19 protein-coding genes and 1 pseudogene are annotated in these 17,444 nt (G+C 61.8%); all 20 read right to left on the minus strand.

Annotated elements, in window-relative coordinates:
• Positions 1-745: pseudogene (locus HMPREF2656_RS11310) on the minus strand (HNH endonuclease); the annotation flags it as partial.
• Positions 746-822: 77 nt separating this feature from the next.
• Positions 823-1,647, minus strand: coding sequence for a tetratricopeptide repeat protein (locus HMPREF2656_RS11315; RefSeq protein ID WP_070615301.1), 825 nt, complete (start codon positions 1,645-1,647; stop codon positions 823-825).
• A 1-nt stretch (position 1,648) separates the two neighbouring features.
• Positions 1,649-1,951 carry an MTH1187 family thiamine-binding protein gene (locus HMPREF2656_RS11320; RefSeq protein ID WP_070452229.1) on the minus strand — a complete coding sequence of 101 codons (303 nt, stop codon included), beginning with the start codon at positions 1,949-1,951 and terminating at the stop codon, positions 1,649-1,651.
• Positions 1,952-1,972: 21 nt separating this feature from the next.
• Entirely contained in the window at positions 1,973-2,260 is a 288-nt protein-coding gene (locus HMPREF2656_RS12625) for a hypothetical protein (RefSeq protein WP_070421850.1), read from the minus strand.
• Entirely contained in the window at positions 2,261-2,953 is a 693-nt protein-coding gene (gene nucS / locus HMPREF2656_RS11325) for an endonuclease NucS (RefSeq protein ID WP_070452226.1), read from the minus strand.
• Positions 2,954-2,984: 31 nt separating this feature from the next.
• Positions 2,985-3,446, minus strand: coding sequence for a DUF2550 domain-containing protein (locus HMPREF2656_RS11330; protein ID WP_083319534.1), 462 nt, complete (start codon positions 3,444-3,446; stop codon positions 2,985-2,987).
• A gap of 164 nt (positions 3,447-3,610) precedes the next feature.
• On the minus strand, positions 3,611-3,979 hold the full coding sequence (locus HMPREF2656_RS11335; RefSeq protein WP_070569891.1) for a F0F1 ATP synthase subunit epsilon: 369 nt from the start codon (positions 3,977-3,979) through the stop codon (positions 3,611-3,613).
• 8 nt (positions 3,980-3,987) lie between these two features.
• Positions 3,988-5,505: a F0F1 ATP synthase subunit beta gene (gene atpD / locus HMPREF2656_RS11340; protein WP_224212800.1), complete on the minus strand. Its 1,518-nt coding sequence runs from the start codon at positions 5,503-5,505 to the stop codon at positions 3,988-3,990.
• A gap of 3 nt (positions 5,506-5,508) precedes the next feature.
• The gene (locus HMPREF2656_RS11345; protein WP_070816813.1) at positions 5,509-6,477 is read right to left on the minus strand and encodes a F0F1 ATP synthase subunit gamma; all 969 of its coding nucleotides are present in this window, start codon (positions 6,475-6,477) and stop codon (positions 5,509-5,511) included.
• Positions 6,478-6,524: 47 nt separating this feature from the next.
• On the minus strand, positions 6,525-8,189 hold the full coding sequence (gene atpA / locus HMPREF2656_RS11350; RefSeq protein ID WP_070816814.1) for a F0F1 ATP synthase subunit alpha: 1,665 nt from the start codon (positions 8,187-8,189) through the stop codon (positions 6,525-6,527).
• Between the two features lie 8 nt (positions 8,190-8,197).
• On the minus strand, positions 8,198-9,031 hold the full coding sequence (locus HMPREF2656_RS11355) for a F0F1 ATP synthase subunit delta (RefSeq protein ID WP_070816815.1): 834 nt from the start codon (positions 9,029-9,031) through the stop codon (positions 8,198-8,200).
• A gap of 5 nt (positions 9,032-9,036) precedes the next feature.
• Positions 9,037-9,609 carry a F0F1 ATP synthase subunit B gene (locus HMPREF2656_RS11360; protein ID WP_070816816.1) on the minus strand — a complete coding sequence of 191 codons (573 nt, stop codon included), beginning with the start codon at positions 9,607-9,609 and terminating at the stop codon, positions 9,037-9,039.
• Positions 9,610-9,655: 46 nt separating this feature from the next.
• Positions 9,656-9,901 (minus strand): ATP synthase F0 subunit C, encoded by a 246-nt coding sequence (locus HMPREF2656_RS11365; RefSeq protein WP_042406503.1) that lies wholly within the window; start codon positions 9,899-9,901, stop codon positions 9,656-9,658.
• 100 nt (positions 9,902-10,001) lie between these two features.
• Positions 10,002-10,796: a F0F1 ATP synthase subunit A gene (atpB, locus tag HMPREF2656_RS11370; protein ID WP_070421843.1), complete on the minus strand. Its 795-nt coding sequence runs from the start codon at positions 10,794-10,796 to the stop codon at positions 10,002-10,004.
• A gap of 356 nt (positions 10,797-11,152) precedes the next feature.
• On the minus strand, positions 11,153-11,584 hold the full coding sequence (locus HMPREF2656_RS11375) for a Cg1360 family ATP-synthase-associated protein (RefSeq protein WP_070421842.1): 432 nt from the start codon (positions 11,582-11,584) through the stop codon (positions 11,153-11,155).
• A gap of 6 nt (positions 11,585-11,590) precedes the next feature.
• Complete coding sequence (locus tag HMPREF2656_RS11380; RefSeq protein ID WP_070421841.1) at positions 11,591-12,784, minus strand: MraY family glycosyltransferase; 1,194 nt, start codon at positions 12,782-12,784, stop codon at positions 11,591-11,593.
• Positions 12,785-12,802: 18 nt separating this feature from the next.
• The gene (locus HMPREF2656_RS11385) at positions 12,803-13,459 is read right to left on the minus strand and encodes an L-threonylcarbamoyladenylate synthase (RefSeq protein WP_070421840.1); all 657 of its coding nucleotides are present in this window, start codon (positions 13,457-13,459) and stop codon (positions 12,803-12,805) included.
• Between the two features lie 23 nt (positions 13,460-13,482).
• Positions 13,483-14,346, minus strand: a complete 864-nt coding sequence (prmC, locus tag HMPREF2656_RS11390; RefSeq protein ID WP_070816817.1) for a peptide chain release factor N(5)-glutamine methyltransferase — start codon at positions 14,344-14,346, stop codon at positions 13,483-13,485.
• Positions 14,333-15,412, minus strand: coding sequence for a peptide chain release factor 1 (gene prfA / locus HMPREF2656_RS11395; protein WP_070816818.1), 1,080 nt, complete (start codon positions 15,410-15,412; stop codon positions 14,333-14,335). The genes prmC and prfA overlap by 14 nt, the downstream gene beginning before the upstream one ends.
• The gene (gene rho / locus HMPREF2656_RS11400; RefSeq protein ID WP_256381258.1) at positions 15,412-17,277 is read right to left on the minus strand and encodes a transcription termination factor Rho; all 1,866 of its coding nucleotides are present in this window, start codon (positions 17,275-17,277) and stop codon (positions 15,412-15,414) included. The genes prfA and rho overlap by 1 nt, the downstream gene beginning before the upstream one ends.
• Positions 17,278-17,444 lie beyond the last annotated feature (167 nt).

A 17,444-nucleotide genomic window follows, 5' to 3' on the forward strand; every position in this document is an offset into this window, starting at 1 on the left:
GCGTGCGATACAAGTTCACCGCACCGGCCTGCGGATGAAACGCCGCCACCTCTAACGCATCACCGAACTGGGAGGCCAAAAACTCCGCACCCGTCATGGTGGTGCCATCGGTCATGGCCAACAGCACATCATCACCATTGCCATCCAAGATGCGCAGGTAATCCGGCAGCGGCACCAACACCGTCGGGCGAGGCGCTGCGGTTGCGACCTTGCCCTCGCCGAAGAAGATCCCAATCAAATTCTCGGCAATCTGGGGTGCAGCCGGACGATCCGGATCAATCCCTAACCGCCCAGCGTGCTCCATATCGGAAATTTCTCGCTCGTCATAGGTTAAGTGCAGGGTACGTTTGCCGTTTCGCGACGGCCCGAACTTCGCCGCATCCACCGCAGGCTTCTCGTTTGCCGGCACCAACGTACGGGCTGCAGCCTCAATCGCCCGGTAACCACCTTCGACCTCAAGCAGGGCAAGGCGCAGCGCCCACCGCTGGGACGCATCTTTCACCGAGGCGATGCGCCGCTCGATCAGTGCTAACTCGTCGAGGGAGAAACCCCGAGCCCGCGTAGCGGCCACCGCCTGCTTGCGCGTGAACTTGGTGCGCCCGAAATACACATCCCGCAGCCGCGCCCAGGCTCGCGCACGATCGGGTGCAAAGCCCGAGGCGAGTGCAACCTCAAGGTCGAAGTCAGCCAGCGTCTCTAACGCTGCGGCCGACATCGCCTGCACTAACACCTCGAACGAATTCATGCCCAAGACGCTAGACCAAACCCGCAACCCACCTCTGCGAGCCTGTGAAATTTGCGAATTCGCCCCTGTGGATAACTCTAAAACAGCGAGCTAGCGAGCCTCGTCCGCGCCGAAATCACGCGCGGGTCGTCGGGAGCAAGCAACGTCAACAGTTCGAGCAGACGCTCCTTCGCACGCGGCTCCGTCTTCACCATGCCGAGCAACTGATCGAAGGCGCCTTCTGGGTCCCCGCCGACAAACTGCGCATCCGCGGCGAGCAGCTGCTGCTCCACCTCATCCACCGCGTCGCCGTCGCCGTCCTGGTCGTTGAGCCGCTTGAGCACGGCGACGGTGTTCTTGGCTTGTTTGACATCGGAGTTGGTGGGGTCGTCGGCAAGGATGGCGTCGTAAAGCGCAGTTGCGCGATCGAAGTCGCCGGCGTTGAGGGCGGCGGTGGCGTCGTCGAGACGCGGATCCTGCGCAGGCTCCTCGCCACCAAGCCCCTGGAGTTGGCCACCAAGCTGGGCAACGATCTGGCCGATCCACTGCTCCAACTGGTCGGCCGGCTGATTGCCCTCAAAGTTGGCCACTGGGCGTCCTGCGGCAAGCGCAACCACGGTCGGCAGCACGCGCACGCCGAGCATCTGTGCCACCTGCGGGGTAGCATCCGCGTCGATGTAGGCGACCATAAACTGCTGCTGCCCCGCCGCGAGCCGCTCGAACGTGGCCTTGAGCGCGACAGAATCTTCAGAACGGTCCGTGCCCACCATGAGGATCACAGGGATCTGCTTGGACCGCTCAAACGCAACCGCCTCAACGTTGGTGGCGTTGACGGTGACAAACGGCTGAAAGTCGCCAGGCTCAGGCTGCTGCGCCAGCGCGCCTAAGTCAATAGCGCCGCCGGTGAACTGCGGGTTGGTCATGCTAATCCTCCAGGTGCTTGTTCAGCGACTCGATCTTCTGGTGCAACATGTCCGTGTAGCCGGGCCGAATATCAGCCTTGACCACGAGCGACACGCGTGGAGAAACCTCCTCCACCGCCTGGGTGGCACGCTTAATCACGTCCATGACCTCGTCCCACTCGCCCTCGATGGTGGTGAACATGGCGGTGGTCTCGTGCGGCAGCCCGGACTCCCGGACGACCTTCACGGCGCGTGCCACGATGTCGGACATTTCGGCGTTGGAATTTTCCGTCAAAGTCGGTGCGACCGAAAACGCTGCAATCATGCGGCCCAGTCTAACGCCCGCTTATCGACGACCCCAGCAATGCTTATGCCAATGCCTCCGATCATCGACTCCCCTGCCGGAATCCCGCGGCCATGCCACCACATGAGACACACCGGGAGGAATGTTCTGGTTGCACCCTGGACAAATGTAGAACTTCGTTGCGGCTGCCGAGCCGATCTGGCGGACCTTGAATATCTCGCCATTCGTCCACTTCGGCCCCTCCATCTCCTGGGTGCCGATAAAGGTCGACCCGTCACGCGGCAGGACGTAGCGCGGCGACTGGTACTGGCGGCGATTCTTGCGTGGCATTTAGAACAATCGCAGTTCGTTCGATTCGATGCCGCGCAGTTCGTCGTAGTCGAGGGTCACGCAATCGAATCCGCGGTCGCTGGCAAGCGTGCGCGCCTGCGGCTTGATCTCCTGGGCGGCGAACACGCCACGCACAGGCCGCAGCAACTCGTCGCGGTTGAGCAACTCGACGTAACGGGTGAGCTGCTCGACGCCGTCGATGCCACCGCGACGTTTCACCTCCACCGCAACCGTTCCGCCACGCGGGTCACGGGCCAAAATATCGACCGGGCCGATCGCAGTTGGATACTCGCGGCGGACAAGTTCGTAGCCCTCGCCGAGCGTCGAAATGTGCTCAGCCAACAACTCCTGCAGGTGTGCCTCGACGCCATCCTTGACCAGGCCGGGATCGACGCCGAGGTCACGTGATTCGTCGAGAAGCACCTCTGCGATGGTGATGCGTAACTGTTCACCCTTGGAATTTTCGACGATCCACAGCTCCTCACCAGTGTCATCGCCATCCATATCAACAACGTTTTCCACCCGCAGCGTGCACGGCGGCATCATCCAATTCAACGGCTTATACGCGCGGTCATCGGCGTGGACGGACACAGAGCCGTCCGCTTTCACCAGGATGAGACGCAGCGCTTCAGGCAGGTGGGCATCGAGGCGACCCACATAATCAACAGAACAACGGGCGATGACTAGACGCATGCGCCCAAGGGTACCGTTGCGACGAACGCCGCTAACGCTCGGTCTCTCGCTGGGCGCGCTCCTCAAGTGCGCGCATATCGGTGCGCTCGGCGCGTACGTCCGGGGCCGATTCAATCCACGAGATAAAACCCATCTGCGTGCGACGATCAGCAGCAAATTCGATACCGCCATCGGGCGAATCGACCTGCAGAATCTTCGCAATATCGGGCATAAACTGGCGCTCATCTGCCGTCACGTCCCGCAAGCCTGTGAATTGCAGCAGGCGTCGGTCCGCGACCATATCGTGCGTAAACGACAAAGAGCGCAGCTTGTAAAACAGCATGCGCTCCCCGTCGTACCTCAAGACACCATGGCGCCAGCCATGGATGCCTTCAGCCGGCATCTGGCGGATCATGGCACGGGAACCGCTACCGCGGACCATGCTGAACCGCCAAATGGCAGACGCCGCAAACGTGGCCACCACAAGCACAGCCACGGCAACGACGAACACCATTGTTTCAACCTCCAGACAGCGGGTAATGCGCAATATCTTAACGCCCTTTGTGTCTTTTATGCGCACGCTGCGCGAGTGGGGGCATAGAAAAACGCCCCCATCCGGATATGTATCCGGATGGGGGCGCTGGTCAGGCCGGCGTTACGCCTTCCTCGGCGCAGCGACTAGTGCGCGTTGCGACGAACGGCCGCCAGCTCCGCCTCCGAGCGAGCCTGTACGACCCTGTCCTCGTTGTCGAGGTTGGACTCTGCGACGGCGGAGTCAACCTCGTCGGCGAAGATGGCGTAGTCCGCGAGGACTGTCACCTTGTCGCCGACAACGGAGAGGAACCCACCCTGTACGGCCGCGACGATACGCTCGCCGCCGATCGGGCGGATGGTTACCACACCGTTGTCCTTGAGCTGCCCCAAGAGCGGCTCGTGCCCAGGAAGGATACCGATCTCACCCTCCGTAGTCTGAGCGGTGACGATGCTTGCCGGACCTTTCCAGAGCAGGCGGTCAACCGAGACCAGTTGAGCGGTAAGTTCAGCCATGTTTCCTCCTACGCCTGCAGCTTCTTGTATGCAGCCTCGACGTCGTCCAAGCCACCCAGGCCGTTGAATGCCTGCTCTGGGTAGTGGTCGAACTCGCCCTCGCAGAGCTTGTCGAATGCGTCGATCGTCTCTTCGAGCGGGACGTAGGAACCCTCGTCGCCAGTGAACTTCTTAGCGACGAAGAAGTTCTGGCCCAGGAAGCGCTGGATCTTACGTGCGCGCTGCACGGTGATCTTGTCTTCCTCAGAGAGCTCGTCCATACCGAGGATGGCGATGATGTCCTGCAGTTCCTTGTTCTTCTGCAGAATGCCGATCACCTTCTGAGCGACGTTGTAGTGACGCTCGCCAACGATGCCCGGCTCAAGGATGCGCGACGTGGAGGTCAGCGGATCCACTGCCGGGTAGATGCCCTTCGACGCGATCGAACGGGAAAGCTCGGTGGTCGCATCGAGGTGGGCGAAGGTGGTTGCCGGAGCCGGGTCGGTGTAGTCGTCAGCCGGCACGTAAACAGCCTGCAGCGACGTAATCGAACGGCCCTTGGTCGAGGTAATGCGCTCCTGGAGCACACCCATCTCGTCGGCAAGAGTCGGCTGGTAACCCACGGCGGAAGGCATACGGCCCAGAAGGGTCGATACCTCGGAACCTGCCTGGGTGAAGCGGAAGATGTTGTCGATGAACAGCAGCACGTCCTGGTTCTGGACATCGCGGAAGTACTCCGCCATGGTCAGACCGGACAGGGCCACGCGCATACGGACCCCTGGCGGCTCATCCATCTGGCCGAAGACAAGCGCGGTATCCGGAAGCACGCCCATGTCCTCCATCTCGAGGAACAGGTCGGTGCCCTCACGGGTGCGCTCGCCGACGCCGGCGAAGACCGAGGTACCGGAGAACTCGCGTGCAATACGCGTAATCATCTCCTGGATCAGAACGGTCTTACCAACACCTGCACCACCGAACAGGCCAATCTTGCCACCCTTAACGTACGGGGTGAGCAGGTCGATGACCTTAATACCGGTTTCGAGGATCTCGGTCTTACCTTCGAGGTCCTTGAAGGCCGGCGGCTCGCGGTGGATGCCCCAGCGCTCACCGGTCTGGCCGACCGACGGGTCGTCCAGGCACTGGCCGAGTGCGTTGAACACGTGGCCCTTGACCTGGTCGCCGACCGGGACAGAAATCGGGTTGCCGGAGTCCGACACCTTGGCGCCACGGACGAGGCCGTCCGTCGGGGCCATGGCGATCGTGCGGACGAGGTTGTCACCCAGGAACTGGGCGACCTCGAGCACGATGGTGCGGGACATCTCGCCGAGGTCAATGTCGACCTCGAGAGCGTTGTACAGAGCGGGCAGCTCGCCACGCGGGAACTCCACGTCGACGACTGCACCAATGACGCGCACGACACGGCCGTTCTCAGAACCGCGCGGGTTCTGAGTGTTCTCGACCCGATCTGCGGTCTGGGTGTCGGCCTCAGGAAGCGCCGCACCCGCCAGATCGTCGTTGCGCTCATCAAAAGAGTGAGCAGTAGTCATGATTTAGTCACTTTCTCCACTACCGGACAGCGCACCAGCGCCGCCGATAATCTCGGTGATTTCCTGGGTGATCTTCGCCTGACGGACCTGGTTTGCCTCGCGAGACAAATCGTTGGCCAGTTCGGTGGCGTTATCGGTCGCATTCTTCATTGCCGTGCGGCGCGATGCCGACTCGGCGGCCGCTGCTTCCAGGAAGATCGAGTAGAGCAACCTGGAAACGTAGACCGGCAGCAGCTCATCCATGAGCGTGTCCGGGTCCGGCTCGAAGTTCATGTCCGGGCTGACTTCACCAGAGTTGGTCAGCATGTCTTCCTGTTCGTACTTGAACTCTTCCAGGACCGGCTCGATCGGCAGAAGCTGATCGACGCGTGCCTCCTGGGAAAGCATAGATACGAACTCGGTGTAGACAACGTGGACAACATCGAACCCGCGGACAGATTCGCCCGTTTCGCCGTTCTGGCGAAGCGGGACGGTGGCTTCGGAGCCAGCCATGTAGCCGTCGATGATCTGGTGGCGCACGTCGTGCGTGTCCTCCCAAGACGGCTGCTGCGAGAATCCGGTCCATGATCCCGCGACATCCATGTCACGGAACTTGAAGTGCGTCACGCCCTTATTACCGGTGACGTAACGAACCACCTCGTAACCTGCGTCGGTCAGCATGCGCTCAAGCTGCGCAGCCTTCTTCAGCACGTTGTGGTTGTAGCCGCCGGCCATACCGCGGTCAGAGGTGACCACGAGGATTGCCGCGACCCGGCCGTTCTCACGCTCGTGGAGCATGGGGTGGGCCAGGGAGCTCGCGGACGCGAGGCGTTCCATGACGTCTTTGAGCTCGTCGGCGTACGGCTTAGCCGCCTCGACGCGCTGCTGGGCCTTGGTGATCTGCGCGGTGGCGATCAGTTCCTGGGCCTTTGTAATTTTCTTCGTGGAGTTGACGGACCTGATGCGGTCACGCAATTCGCGAAGCGTTGCCATGGTGTTTCCTCCCTTCCTTTATGTAGTAGTCCTAGAACCGACTGGCACTAGGAGCGGCTGACGTTGAGCTGGTTCTTCGCAACCTGGCCGGAGTCGAGCGGCTCGTGCTCGGCCTCGCGGACAATGCGCTCGCCGGAGGTTGCCTGGAAGTTACGTGCCAGGTCCTCGTTGACGCGGCGGATTGCGGCCTGCGAGTCGTCGTCAAGCTGCTTGCCGCCAGCGATCTGGTCGTAGACCTGCGGTGCGTTGGCCTTGATAGCCTCGTGCAGCTCAGCTTCGTAGCGGCGGACGTCCTCAACGGGAACGACGTCGAAGACGCCTTCGTTGGCAGCCCAGATCGAGATGATCTGGAATTCCACCGGCTGCGGCGCGTGCTCGGACTGCTTGAGCAGCTCGACCAGGCGCTGGCCGCGCTCGAGCTGCTTCTTGGAAGCGGCGTCGAGGTCGGAAGCGAACGCAGCGAAGGCCTCGAGGTCACGGTATGCCGCGAGGTCCAGACGCAGGTTACCGGCAACCTTCTTCATGCCCTTGGTCTGTGCGGCGCCACCGACACGGGACACGGAGATACCCACGTCGATAGCCGGGCGCACGCCCTGGTTGAAGAGGTCGGACTGGAGGAAGACCTGGCCGTCGGTAATCGAGATGACGTTGGTCGGAATGAAGGCACCGACGTCGTTCGCCTTGGTCTCGATGATCGGCAGTGCGGTCAGGGAGCCTGCGCCGAGCTCGTCGTTAAGCTTTGCGGCACGCTCCAGCAGGCGGGAGTGCAGGTAGAACACATCGCCCGGGTATGCCTCGCGGCCCGGCGGGCGGCGAAGCAGCAGCGAAATGGCACGGTATGCCTCTGCCTGCTTGGTCAGGTCATCGTAGATCACCAGGACGTGCTTGCCCTGGTACATCCAGTGCTGGCCCAGTGCTGCACCGGAGAACGGTGCGAGCCACTTAAAGCCTGCGGAGTCGGATGCCGGAGCAGCCACGATCGTGGTGTACTCCAGCGCACCGGCCTCCTCCAGCGTCTGGCGAACGCCAGCGATGGTGGAGCCCTTCTGGCCGACGGCGACGTAGATGCAGCGCACCTGCTTCGACGGGTCGCCGGTCTCCCAGAACTCCTTCTGGTTCAAAATGGTGTCGATGCAGACCGCGGTCTTACCGGTCTTGCGGTCACCAATGACGAGCTGGCGCTGGCCGCGGCCGATCGGGGTCATGGCGTCAATCGCCTTCATGCCCGTCTGCAGCGGCTCTTCGACCGGCTGGCGGTCGAGAACGCCTGCGGCCTGGAGTTCCAGTGCACGCTCTTCGTCGGATTCGATTGGGCCAAGGCCGTCAATCGGCTGACCCAGGGGGTTAATCACGCGGCCGAGGAAGTTCTCGCCGACCGGGATGGAGAGGACCTCGCCGGTCCGCTTGACTTCGTCGCCCTCGGAAAGGGTCTCGAAGTTACCCAGCACCACGACACCGATGGAATCGGTCTCAAGGTTCTGGGCGACGCCGATGACGCCGTTGGGGAACTCGAGCAGCTCGTTCGTCATGCAGCCCGGCAGCCCAGAAACCTGGGCAATACCGTCTGCGGCCGAAGTCACCACGCCGACCTCCTCACGGGAGGCCTCCGCAGAGTAGCTCGAGGTGTAGTTCGCTATCGCGCTACGGATCTCATCGGAGGAGATCGTCAGCTCCGCCATGTTCTTCCTGCTCTCGGTAGTTTTATCCAGCATATTGTTAATTATTTAGCCGCCTGGGCTGCCATATCGGTACGGAGACGCTCGATCTTGCCGCGCGTCGAACCGTCGATGACCTCATCGCCCACACGAACCACCATTCCGCCGAGGAGGCTGGGGTCAACCTCAGAGTGGATGGCGATCTCGCGGCCGTAAATCTGCTCCAGCTTGCGGGCCAGTGCGTCACGCTGAGTGTCGTTCAACGCCTCAGCGGTCTTCACACGTGCAACCGACTTGCCGCGCATCTCTGCAACGTTTTCTGCCAGTGCGGCGAGATCGTCGACAGGATTGTGGTGCGGCCGGCCGATGACCTGCAGGGCCAGGGCCTCGGTGAACATTGTCACCTTGCCGTAAATCACGCTAGCTAGCAGTCCGCGCTTCTGCGCAGCGGTTGCGGTGCGGTCGGACAGGAGCTGGGTGAGCTCCTTTTCGTCCTCGAGGAGGACGGACAGTTGGTAGAGCTCGTTTTCGACCTGCTCCAACTGGCCCTGTTCCTGTGCGCCCTTCTGCAGTGCGATGCGACCCAGGTTGATCAGACCTGCGCGGAATTCGCGCGGGGTCGACCACTCCTGCTCCGCTGCTGCGGTGAGGATGTTCAGGGTGGGCTCCGCCACCTTGCCGCCGAAAACGTCCTTGACAATGCCGGCGCGCTGGCCTGCTTCAAGCGACGTGTCGGCGATTGCCACGCGCAGGGCACGTTCGGTGTCGAGCTGGTCCACGATGAGGAACAGTTCGGTACCGATCTGTGCTGCGGTGGCGACTGCGTTGTCGGCGCTGCCGATCAGCGATTCGAGCTGACCGGTGACGTGCGACTGTGCTTCGCGACTAGCTGCCTTCATCTCGCCTACTTTCTCGTCGAGACGTGATCGAGCTCGGAGAGGAACTCATCGATCGTGTTCGAGCGACGGGTCGTGTCCGACAGCTCGATGCCCAGCAGACGCTCTGCCAGCGAGATGGAGTTCTGGCCCATCTCGTTGCGCAGTTCTGCGACAACCTGGTCGCGAGCTGCTTGCAGTTGCTTTTCGCCTGCCTCGATGATGCGGCGGGCTTCTTCCTCGGCACGGGCACGGGCTTCAGCCTCGATTTCCTTGCCGCGGGCACGCGCTGCCTCACGGATTTCAGCGGCCTCGTGGCGCGCCTCCGCAAGCTCAGCGTTGTTCTTCTCCAGGGCAGCCTTGGCTTCCTTTTGGGCGACTTCAGCACGCTCGATGCCGCCCTTGATTCGGTCTTCGCGCTCTGCCAGCACTTCCTGGAACTTCGGAATAACGTACTTCCAGAAAAGCAGGCCGATAATGATGAAAACGACAAGAGACCAAACCACGTCGTACGCGGCCGGGAAGAGAATGGATGGTTCATTCTCGAGCGGCAGCGTCTCGGAGCCTTCTGCGGCTACGAGGAATGCAGTGACGTTAGTCATTGGTTGCTCCTGATCTAAAAATGGACGGGGTTATTCGTTCTTGTTTTTAGAACAGGAAGCCGGCAACGAGGCCGATCAGGGCAAGTGCCTCAACGAAGGCGATACCCAGGAACATGGTGGTACGGAGCTGGCCAGCCATCTCCGGCTGACGTGCCATGCCCTCGACGGTCTTGCCGACGAGGATGCCGATGCCGAGGCCCGGGCCGATGGTTGCAAGGCCGTAGCCGATGGTGCCGAGACCCTCGTAGCGGTTCACGGTCTCCGCTGCCTGAGCAAGAATGATGTCGTTCATGTGAAAGTCGTTCCCTTTCTAGGTGCCTCCCCGCAGGCCGCGGGAAAGCGTGTGACAGATGTTGGGGGTTATTCAGTTGGCCGTGTGTGGTCGCGCTTTGTTAGTGCGCATCCGCGTGCAGCGACAGCTCGATGTACACCGCAGTCAGCAGGGCGAAGATGTACGCCTGCAGGAAGATGATGATCAACTCGTATGCGGTGAACAGCAGCGCTGCAATCAGGGTCAGGCCACTCACTGTCGTCCATGCGTTCAACTGCCAGAAGAAGAAGTTCGTGGCGGAGTACAGCAGGACAAGAATGATGTGGCCAGCCAGGAAGTTCGCCATAAGACGAAGCGCCAGGGTGACCGGACGCAGAATGAACGTCGAGAAGAACTCGATCGGCACCACGAGAATGTGGAGCGCCGGCGGAAGGCCGGGGATGACGGTCGAGTGCTTGAAGTACGCAGCGCCGTAACGCTTGACGCCGGCGTAAATCATTGCAATGTAGGCCGCAACTGCCAGCACGACCGGCATGCCGATACGCGCGTTAGGCGAGATGTTGAGACCTGGGATGATCGTCGCCGCGTTCATGAACAGAATGGAGAAGAAGATGGTGCACAGCAGCGGCAGGAACCGCTTGCCGTCCTTCTTGCCCAAGGTGTCTTCCGCGATGTGGATGCGGACGAAGTCGACGCCGATCTCGGCGAAATTCTGCAGGCCTTTCGGAACCAGCTTCGGGTTCCTAAAGGCGATAACAAAGAGGAGCACCAGGATCGCCGCAATCAAGAGGCGGACGAGCATGATGCGGTCCAGTGCGAACCACCCATTGGCAAATTCCTCACCAATGATATGGCCGTACGTTTGCCCCGGGAAAAATTCTGGACCAAGCGCAGGTGCGTGAAACTCACCCTTCATGGCCAAAGTTGTAACGCTCAGCGTTCTCTCCCGTTCTCGGGCCGCTCCCCGGTTCCCCGGAGGGCGGTGCGATGGACGTCTTCATCAGGCTGCCTCCGCGGCGGACTCCGTCGCACATCTGCTTCCGCGGGGCAGGGGATGTCGTTCCCCGGCCGGTTTCGCCTGCACATCAGGGGTAACGCCAGCCTGGAACAAACCCAGCGGATATCCTAACAGGATATCAGGAGAATGTGGGTTTTACCTGTGCCATTGTCCCCCCACCAAGGTGACTTTTAAGGGTTTTTACCCCTAATCACCCAGCTTGCACGGCTTTCTAGCGGATTGTTAGGTCTGTCACAGGGTCCCCACACTCTGTGTTAGTTGAGGTACGTGGTGCGTGTGGTGAGCACACCCCAGGCTTCGGCGGCGAGTGCAACGACGAGTGCTGCGATCGTCGTCACGCCAAATGCTCGATGGTCGTAGAAGTCGAATCCACGGATCCACAGCAGGAAGATTGCGAGCAGCCCCATCTTCAGTAGCCAGCCGCCGAGGACAACTGCCATGGTGGTGTTTGGGGATGAGTTTGAGGTTGCGAGGACAGACACCGTGGTTGCGAGTACGAACGCACCGCCGACGGCGACTCCCATCAGCGCGGCCCAGATGCCGGGCAGTTCGCGGGTCGCGCCCCATGCCATGAGCGAGACGACCGTAAGCACGACGAGTGCCCATCCCGCGACCTTCAGTGCGCGGATGAGCGGCTGACGATGATCACTGACCTGGGACGTGTCATTGACTTCGAGCGGTTCCATGCTGGGTCATCCTACAGACTGAGCAGGGTTGCTTTTCGACGACGCCACCGCACCGTCCCCACCACGCCGCGGGCCAATCTTGCCTTCCGCAAGTGGAACCAGAGTGAGCACGAAAGAAAAAACAAGCGCGACAACGGTGAAGATCACTGCGATGCGCACCGGCACGACGGAAAAACTGACCGCGCCGAAGGCGACGGCGGAGACCCACAGGTACAGCACCAGAACAGTGCGGCGGTGCGTATGCCCAAGGCGGAGCAAACGGTGATGGATATGGCCTGCGTCTGCCTGGAACGGGCTTTGGCCGCGGGCTGTTCGTCGCACAACGGCCCAAATCAGGTCGAGGACCGGCAGGGCAATCGCGGCGAGCACGACGATGATCGGGCTAATGAGTGCTACCAGGTCTGCGGCCCCGTAGAGCGACATGTTGATCTTGCCCGATGCGGAGATCGACGCTGCGGCAAGCAGCAGCCCGATGAGCATGGCACCGGAGTCCCCCATGAAGATGCGCGCCGGTTCGAAGTTGTGGGGCAAAAAGCCGGCGCAGATACCGACGAGCAACGTGCAGATAATCGCCGGCGGGTACGCGGAGACCGCCCCGCCCTGGTCATGGAGAACTGACAGCGAATAGACGAGGATCGCCATCCCGGCGATCATGCCCAGCCCTGCGGCGAGTCCGTCGATGCCGTCAACGAAATTCACTGCGTTGATCAGCAGCACAGTAAACAGTGCACTCAAGACCATGCCCTGGACTTCATCCAAAATCAGGGTGGTGCCCTCCCCGATTGGAACGTAAAACACCGTAAAGGCAATCCCCAAGATGGACATGATGATCGCAGCAGCGAATTGCCCGATGAGTTTGGGTAACGCGCCGAGCTCGTAGAGGTCATCAACAATTCCGACAGCAACGACGGCGGCACCGCCGACGAGCACTGCAGTCATCTCTGGAGTGACTGGAGCGAACCCGCGGGTCAGTGCGGGCAGTTGCTGCGCGAGAACAAACGCGCCAGCAAACCCTGTAAACATGGCCAGCCCACCGAGCGACGGTGTTGGCTGCGTGTGAACGTCGCGCTGGCGGATCTCCGCGACGCGTCCTGTGCGCACGAGAGCTGAACGCACCACACCTGTGGCCAGGTACGTGATCGCAGCCGCGACGAGTAGCACGAGTGCGAGCTCGCGAAGTGGCACACCAGCTCCGGACATCCCCTGAAAACTCCCCCGCTACTTTCGACGCAACGACTCTGGGTCAAGCCCTAAGACTTCACCAATGCGCTCGACCGGGATCGCGCCTTCGCGCAAAATCACCGGCTGAGGCTTCGAAATATCAATGATGGTCGAAGGAGTGCCAACCTCGGCCTCTCCCCCGTCGAGGTACACGCCAATCGCATCACCAAACTGCGCCTTGGCCTCTGCTGCGGTCTGTGCCGGCGGGTTGCCGGAGATGTTGGCAGACGACACCGCCATCGGTCCGGTTTCTTGCAACAGTTCAAGTGCGAGCGGTTGGTTCGGCATGCGTAGCAGCACGGTGCCACGTGTATCGCCAAGGTTCCACGGCAGACTCGGTGCCTCAGGCACGACGATGGACAACCCACCGGGCCAGAACGCCTCCACGAGTGTCTTCGCGGTGTCGGAAAACTCCCGCACGAGCCCCTGGATGGTCGACCAGCTGCCCACGAGCACCGGCACAGGCATGTCGGGGCCACGGCGCTTGGTAGCCAACAGCGTGGCTACGGCGTCGTTGTTGAAGGCGTCGCAGCCGATTCCGTAGACGGTGTCTGTCGGCAGGACGACGCAACGGCCGGCTCGCACAGCGTCCGCGGCCGCGCGCACCGCGTCGTCGCGAACCTGCGGATCAAGGCAGTTATAGATCGCGGACATAGTGCTCCTTCATGTTCTGAAAGTTACCGGGCTAGCTTACTCGCCATGACAAACCGGGCTCGGCCGGTCAGGTCCTCGACCACACTCGGCGGGCCGAATGCGCCGTGGTCGCGCACCACATCTTGTACGGCCTCCGACGTGGAATCATCATGCTCAATGCCGAGGTGCCCTCCCGGACGCAGCAGCCTTGCGGCGACCGGAACGAGCCCCCGAATTGCATGCATCCCGTCCGCGCCGGAGAACACCGCCTCATGGGGGTCGGCGTAGACCTCCACATCTAAGTCACCGGTTTCTGGCACGTACGGCGGGTTGGTGACGACGAGGTCAACGGCACCGTCGAGTTCCCGAAGCAACTCCGGATCGGTCATATCCCCTGGGACAATGCGTATCGACGACGCGTAGTCCCCCACATTTCGCTCCAAGTATTTCCGCGCCTGAGGCGAACGCTCGACCGCGATCACCTGTGCGCGCGGGCACGCCCGGGCGATCGTGATGGCCAACGCACCCGAGCCGGAGCCTAAGTCCACGACGGTTGGGGATTCGGGCGAGGTGGTGTCGTCGCTAAGCAAATGTACCGCCCACTGAGCGAGCACTTCCGTTTCTGGCCGCGGGATGAATACCCCGGGCCCGACGGCGAGGTCGATGTCAACAAACGGTGCTGTACCGATGATGTGCTGCAACGGCTCGCGAGCCGCGCGTCGGGCAATGAGTTTGGCATAGGCCTCGTCGAAGTCCGTAGGCGCGTCGGCGAACATGAGCTGCATCGGCGGCACCCCGATCAGGTGCGCGGCGAGCAGGCGTGCGTCGACTTCAGGCGACGCAACGCCCGCGCCGGCAAGGATCTGCGCGGCGCGGGCGATGGTGTCGCGGACGCTATTCGGCTTCAAGGCGCTCCTGGCGCTCGTGCGTCTGCAGCGCCGTGATCAGGTCATCCATGTTGCCGTCGAGCACCGAATCAAGGTTGTTGGCCTTGTAGTTAATGCGGTGATCCGAAATGCGGTTCTCCGGCCAGTTGTAGGTGCGGATGCGCTCCGAGCGGTCCATCGTGCGCACCTGCGATGCGCGGCCCTCGGCCTCTTCGGCCTCCTGCTTCTCGCGCTCAATCTGGTCGAGGCGAGCCTGCAGCACCTGCATCGCACGCGCGCGGTTCTGGATCTGAGAACGCTCGTTCTGGCAGGTCACCACAATGCCGGTGGGCAGGTGCGTGATACGCACGGCTGAGTCGGTGGTGTTCACGCCCTGGCCGCCCTTACCGGAAGAACGGTAGACGTCGACGCGCAAATCCTTCTCATCGATGTTGACGCTTTCAACCTCGTCCGGCTCTGGGAAGACGTACACGCCTGCAGCGGAGGTCTGGATGCGCCCCTGCGATTCCGTCACCGGAACGCGCTGCACACGGTGCACGCCACCTTCAAACTTCAGCATCGACCACGCACCGTCACGCGACGGGGTCTTCGCCTTCACCGCGACGGTCATGTCTTTCACACCACCCAGGTCAGACTCGGCAACGTCGAGGACCTCCCAGTTCAGGCCGTGCTTTTCGCAGTACTTCTGATACATGCGAGCCAAATCGCCAGCGAACAGCGCGGCCTCTTCACCGCCTGCGCCTGCTTTGAGCTCCATGATGATGTCATCACCATCGTGCTCGTCGCGCGGCGCCAGCAGGTCAGCCAACTCCTCCTCGAGGCGCACAATCTCGTCCTCTAAGCGCTTGGCCTCCTCCGCGAACTCCTTGTCCTCGGAGGCCATTTCGGATGCCGCCTCGTGGTCATCGCGCGCCTGGTTCAGGGCGTTATTGACGTTGATGATCGGCTGCAGCTCCGCGTAGCGCTTGGAGAGCTTACGGAAGCGGTCCTGGTCACCAGCGACCTCCGGATCGCCCATTTGGGCCTGGATGCCTTCGTATTCGGCGACGTAGTCGTCGACAAGCGAAACATGCGATTTTTCTGCCATTAGGAGTAGTCCTCCTCAGTTTCGGCCTGCGCCATTGGTGCCGAGTTCGCCACACCAATGAGGAACTCGCCGTTCGTCTTGGTCTTCTTCAACTGCTTGATCAGCATGTCAATGGACTGCTGCGGATCAAGCGCAGACAGGATGCGGCGCAGCTTGTGCATGACGCGCGCCTCCTCCGGGCTCATCAGCAGCTCGTCCTTGCGGGTGCCGGACGGGTTGACGTCCACAGCCGGGAACACGCGACGCTCCGCGATCTTGCGGTCGAGCTTGAGCTCGGCGTTGCCGGTGCCCTTGAACTCCTCGAAGATGACGGTATCGCCAGCGGAACCGGTTTCCACCATGGCCGTTGCGATAATCGTCAGCGAGCCACCCTCCTCGATGTTTCGGGCAGCGCCGAGGAAACGCTTCGGCGGGTAGAGGGCGTTGGAGTCCACACCACCGGAGAGAATGCGACCCGATGCCGGCGAGGAGTTGTTGTATGCGCGACCCAAGCGAGTAATCGAGTCGAGCAGCACCACAACGTCTTGGCCCATCTCCACCAGACGCTTCGCACGCTCGATAGCGAGCTCGGCGACAGCAGTGTGCTCTGACGGCGGACGGTCGAACGTCGAGGCAATAACCTCGCCGTTGACGCTGCGCTGCATGTCGGTAACTTCCTCCGGGCGCTCATCGACAAGCACAACCATGAGGTAGCACTCCGGGTTATTCGTGGCGATCGCGTTGGCAATGTTCTGCAGAATCGTCGTCTTACCAGCCTTCGGCGGCGACACGATCAGTGCGCGCTGCCCCTTACCGATCGGCATGACCAGGTCGATCACACGCGTGGTCAGAATCTTCGGCTCAGTTTCCAGACGCAGACGACGGTTCGGGTACAGCGGGGTGAGCTTGTGGAACTCCTTGCGTCCCTTCGCATCCTCCGGAGTCTGGCCGTTGATCGTGTCGACGCGAACAACCTGGTTGTAGCTACGACGGTTACGGCCGTTACCCTGCTGGTGCGACTGCCCGTTGGCGCGCACCTGACCGGTTACCGCGTCGCCGGAGCGCAGACCCGACTGGCGGACCAGGCGCTGCGGCACGTAGACGTCCGAGTTGGACTGGCGGTAGCCCGTGGTGCGGATGAACGCGGAGCCGTTGTCCTGCACATCCGCGATACCCGCAACCTCCTGCAGGTCCTCCGGATCGAAGTGCTGCTCGTTGCCGCCACCCTGGTTGTTGTTGCCGCCGTGATTGTCACGGTTGCGATTACGGTTACGACGACCGCGACGCCCACGACGACCGCCACCCTGGTGGTCGTCATCGTTATCGTCGCGGTGGTTGTTGCGGCCGCCACGGTTGTTGCCGTTGTTGCCGTTGTTACGGCCACCGCGGTCGTTATTGTCACGGTTGTCGCGGTTATCGCGATTGTCGCGGTTCTCGTCGCGGTTGTCGTCGCGGTTGTCCGTGATCTCGGATTTCTCGGACTTCTCGTCCTTGCCGTCCTTGGCATCGCTCGCGTCGCCACCCTGCGCATTGTCCTCATGCTGGTGACGCGCACGGTTTCGACGAGCACGGCGCGCTGCGGAACGCGAAGCTCCCCGCGAATCGTCGTCATTGGAATTGTCGGCCGACTTGTCAGCGTTTTCTGCAGGCTTGTCGGCCTTGTCGGCCTTGCGCTCTGCACGCTCGGAAGCAGCTGGCGCCTCCGCGTTATCGGCCTCCGCCTTCTGCGGTGCAGCCTTCTTGGGAACCTGGCCGGTAGTAATTGCCTGGATCAACTCCCCCTTACGCAGCCCCGAAACGCCCTTCAGGCCTTTCTCGGCGGCAATTTTGCGCAGCTCCGGAATCTTCATAGCGGCCAAGTCTGCCGCGGTACCGGTGTCGGTCACGTGTGTCCTTTCGTCGCTCAACCAGCAGGTTCTCGCGTAGTTAACACGCGACGGTGCATGCTGGAAGCGGTGCGTTTCATCGGGATTGGACTGAAGTAAAACTTTGTAGCCCTGCCGGATCTCACGGGGTGCGGGAGCAAAAATCGCCGCTGTGCCCGCCATCGCAT

Origin of the sequence: Corynebacterium sp. HMSC034B08 (assembly GCF_001835805.1) — a bacterium.
Lineage (GTDB): Bacteria > Actinomycetota > Actinomycetes > Mycobacteriales > Mycobacteriaceae > Corynebacterium > Corynebacterium coyleae.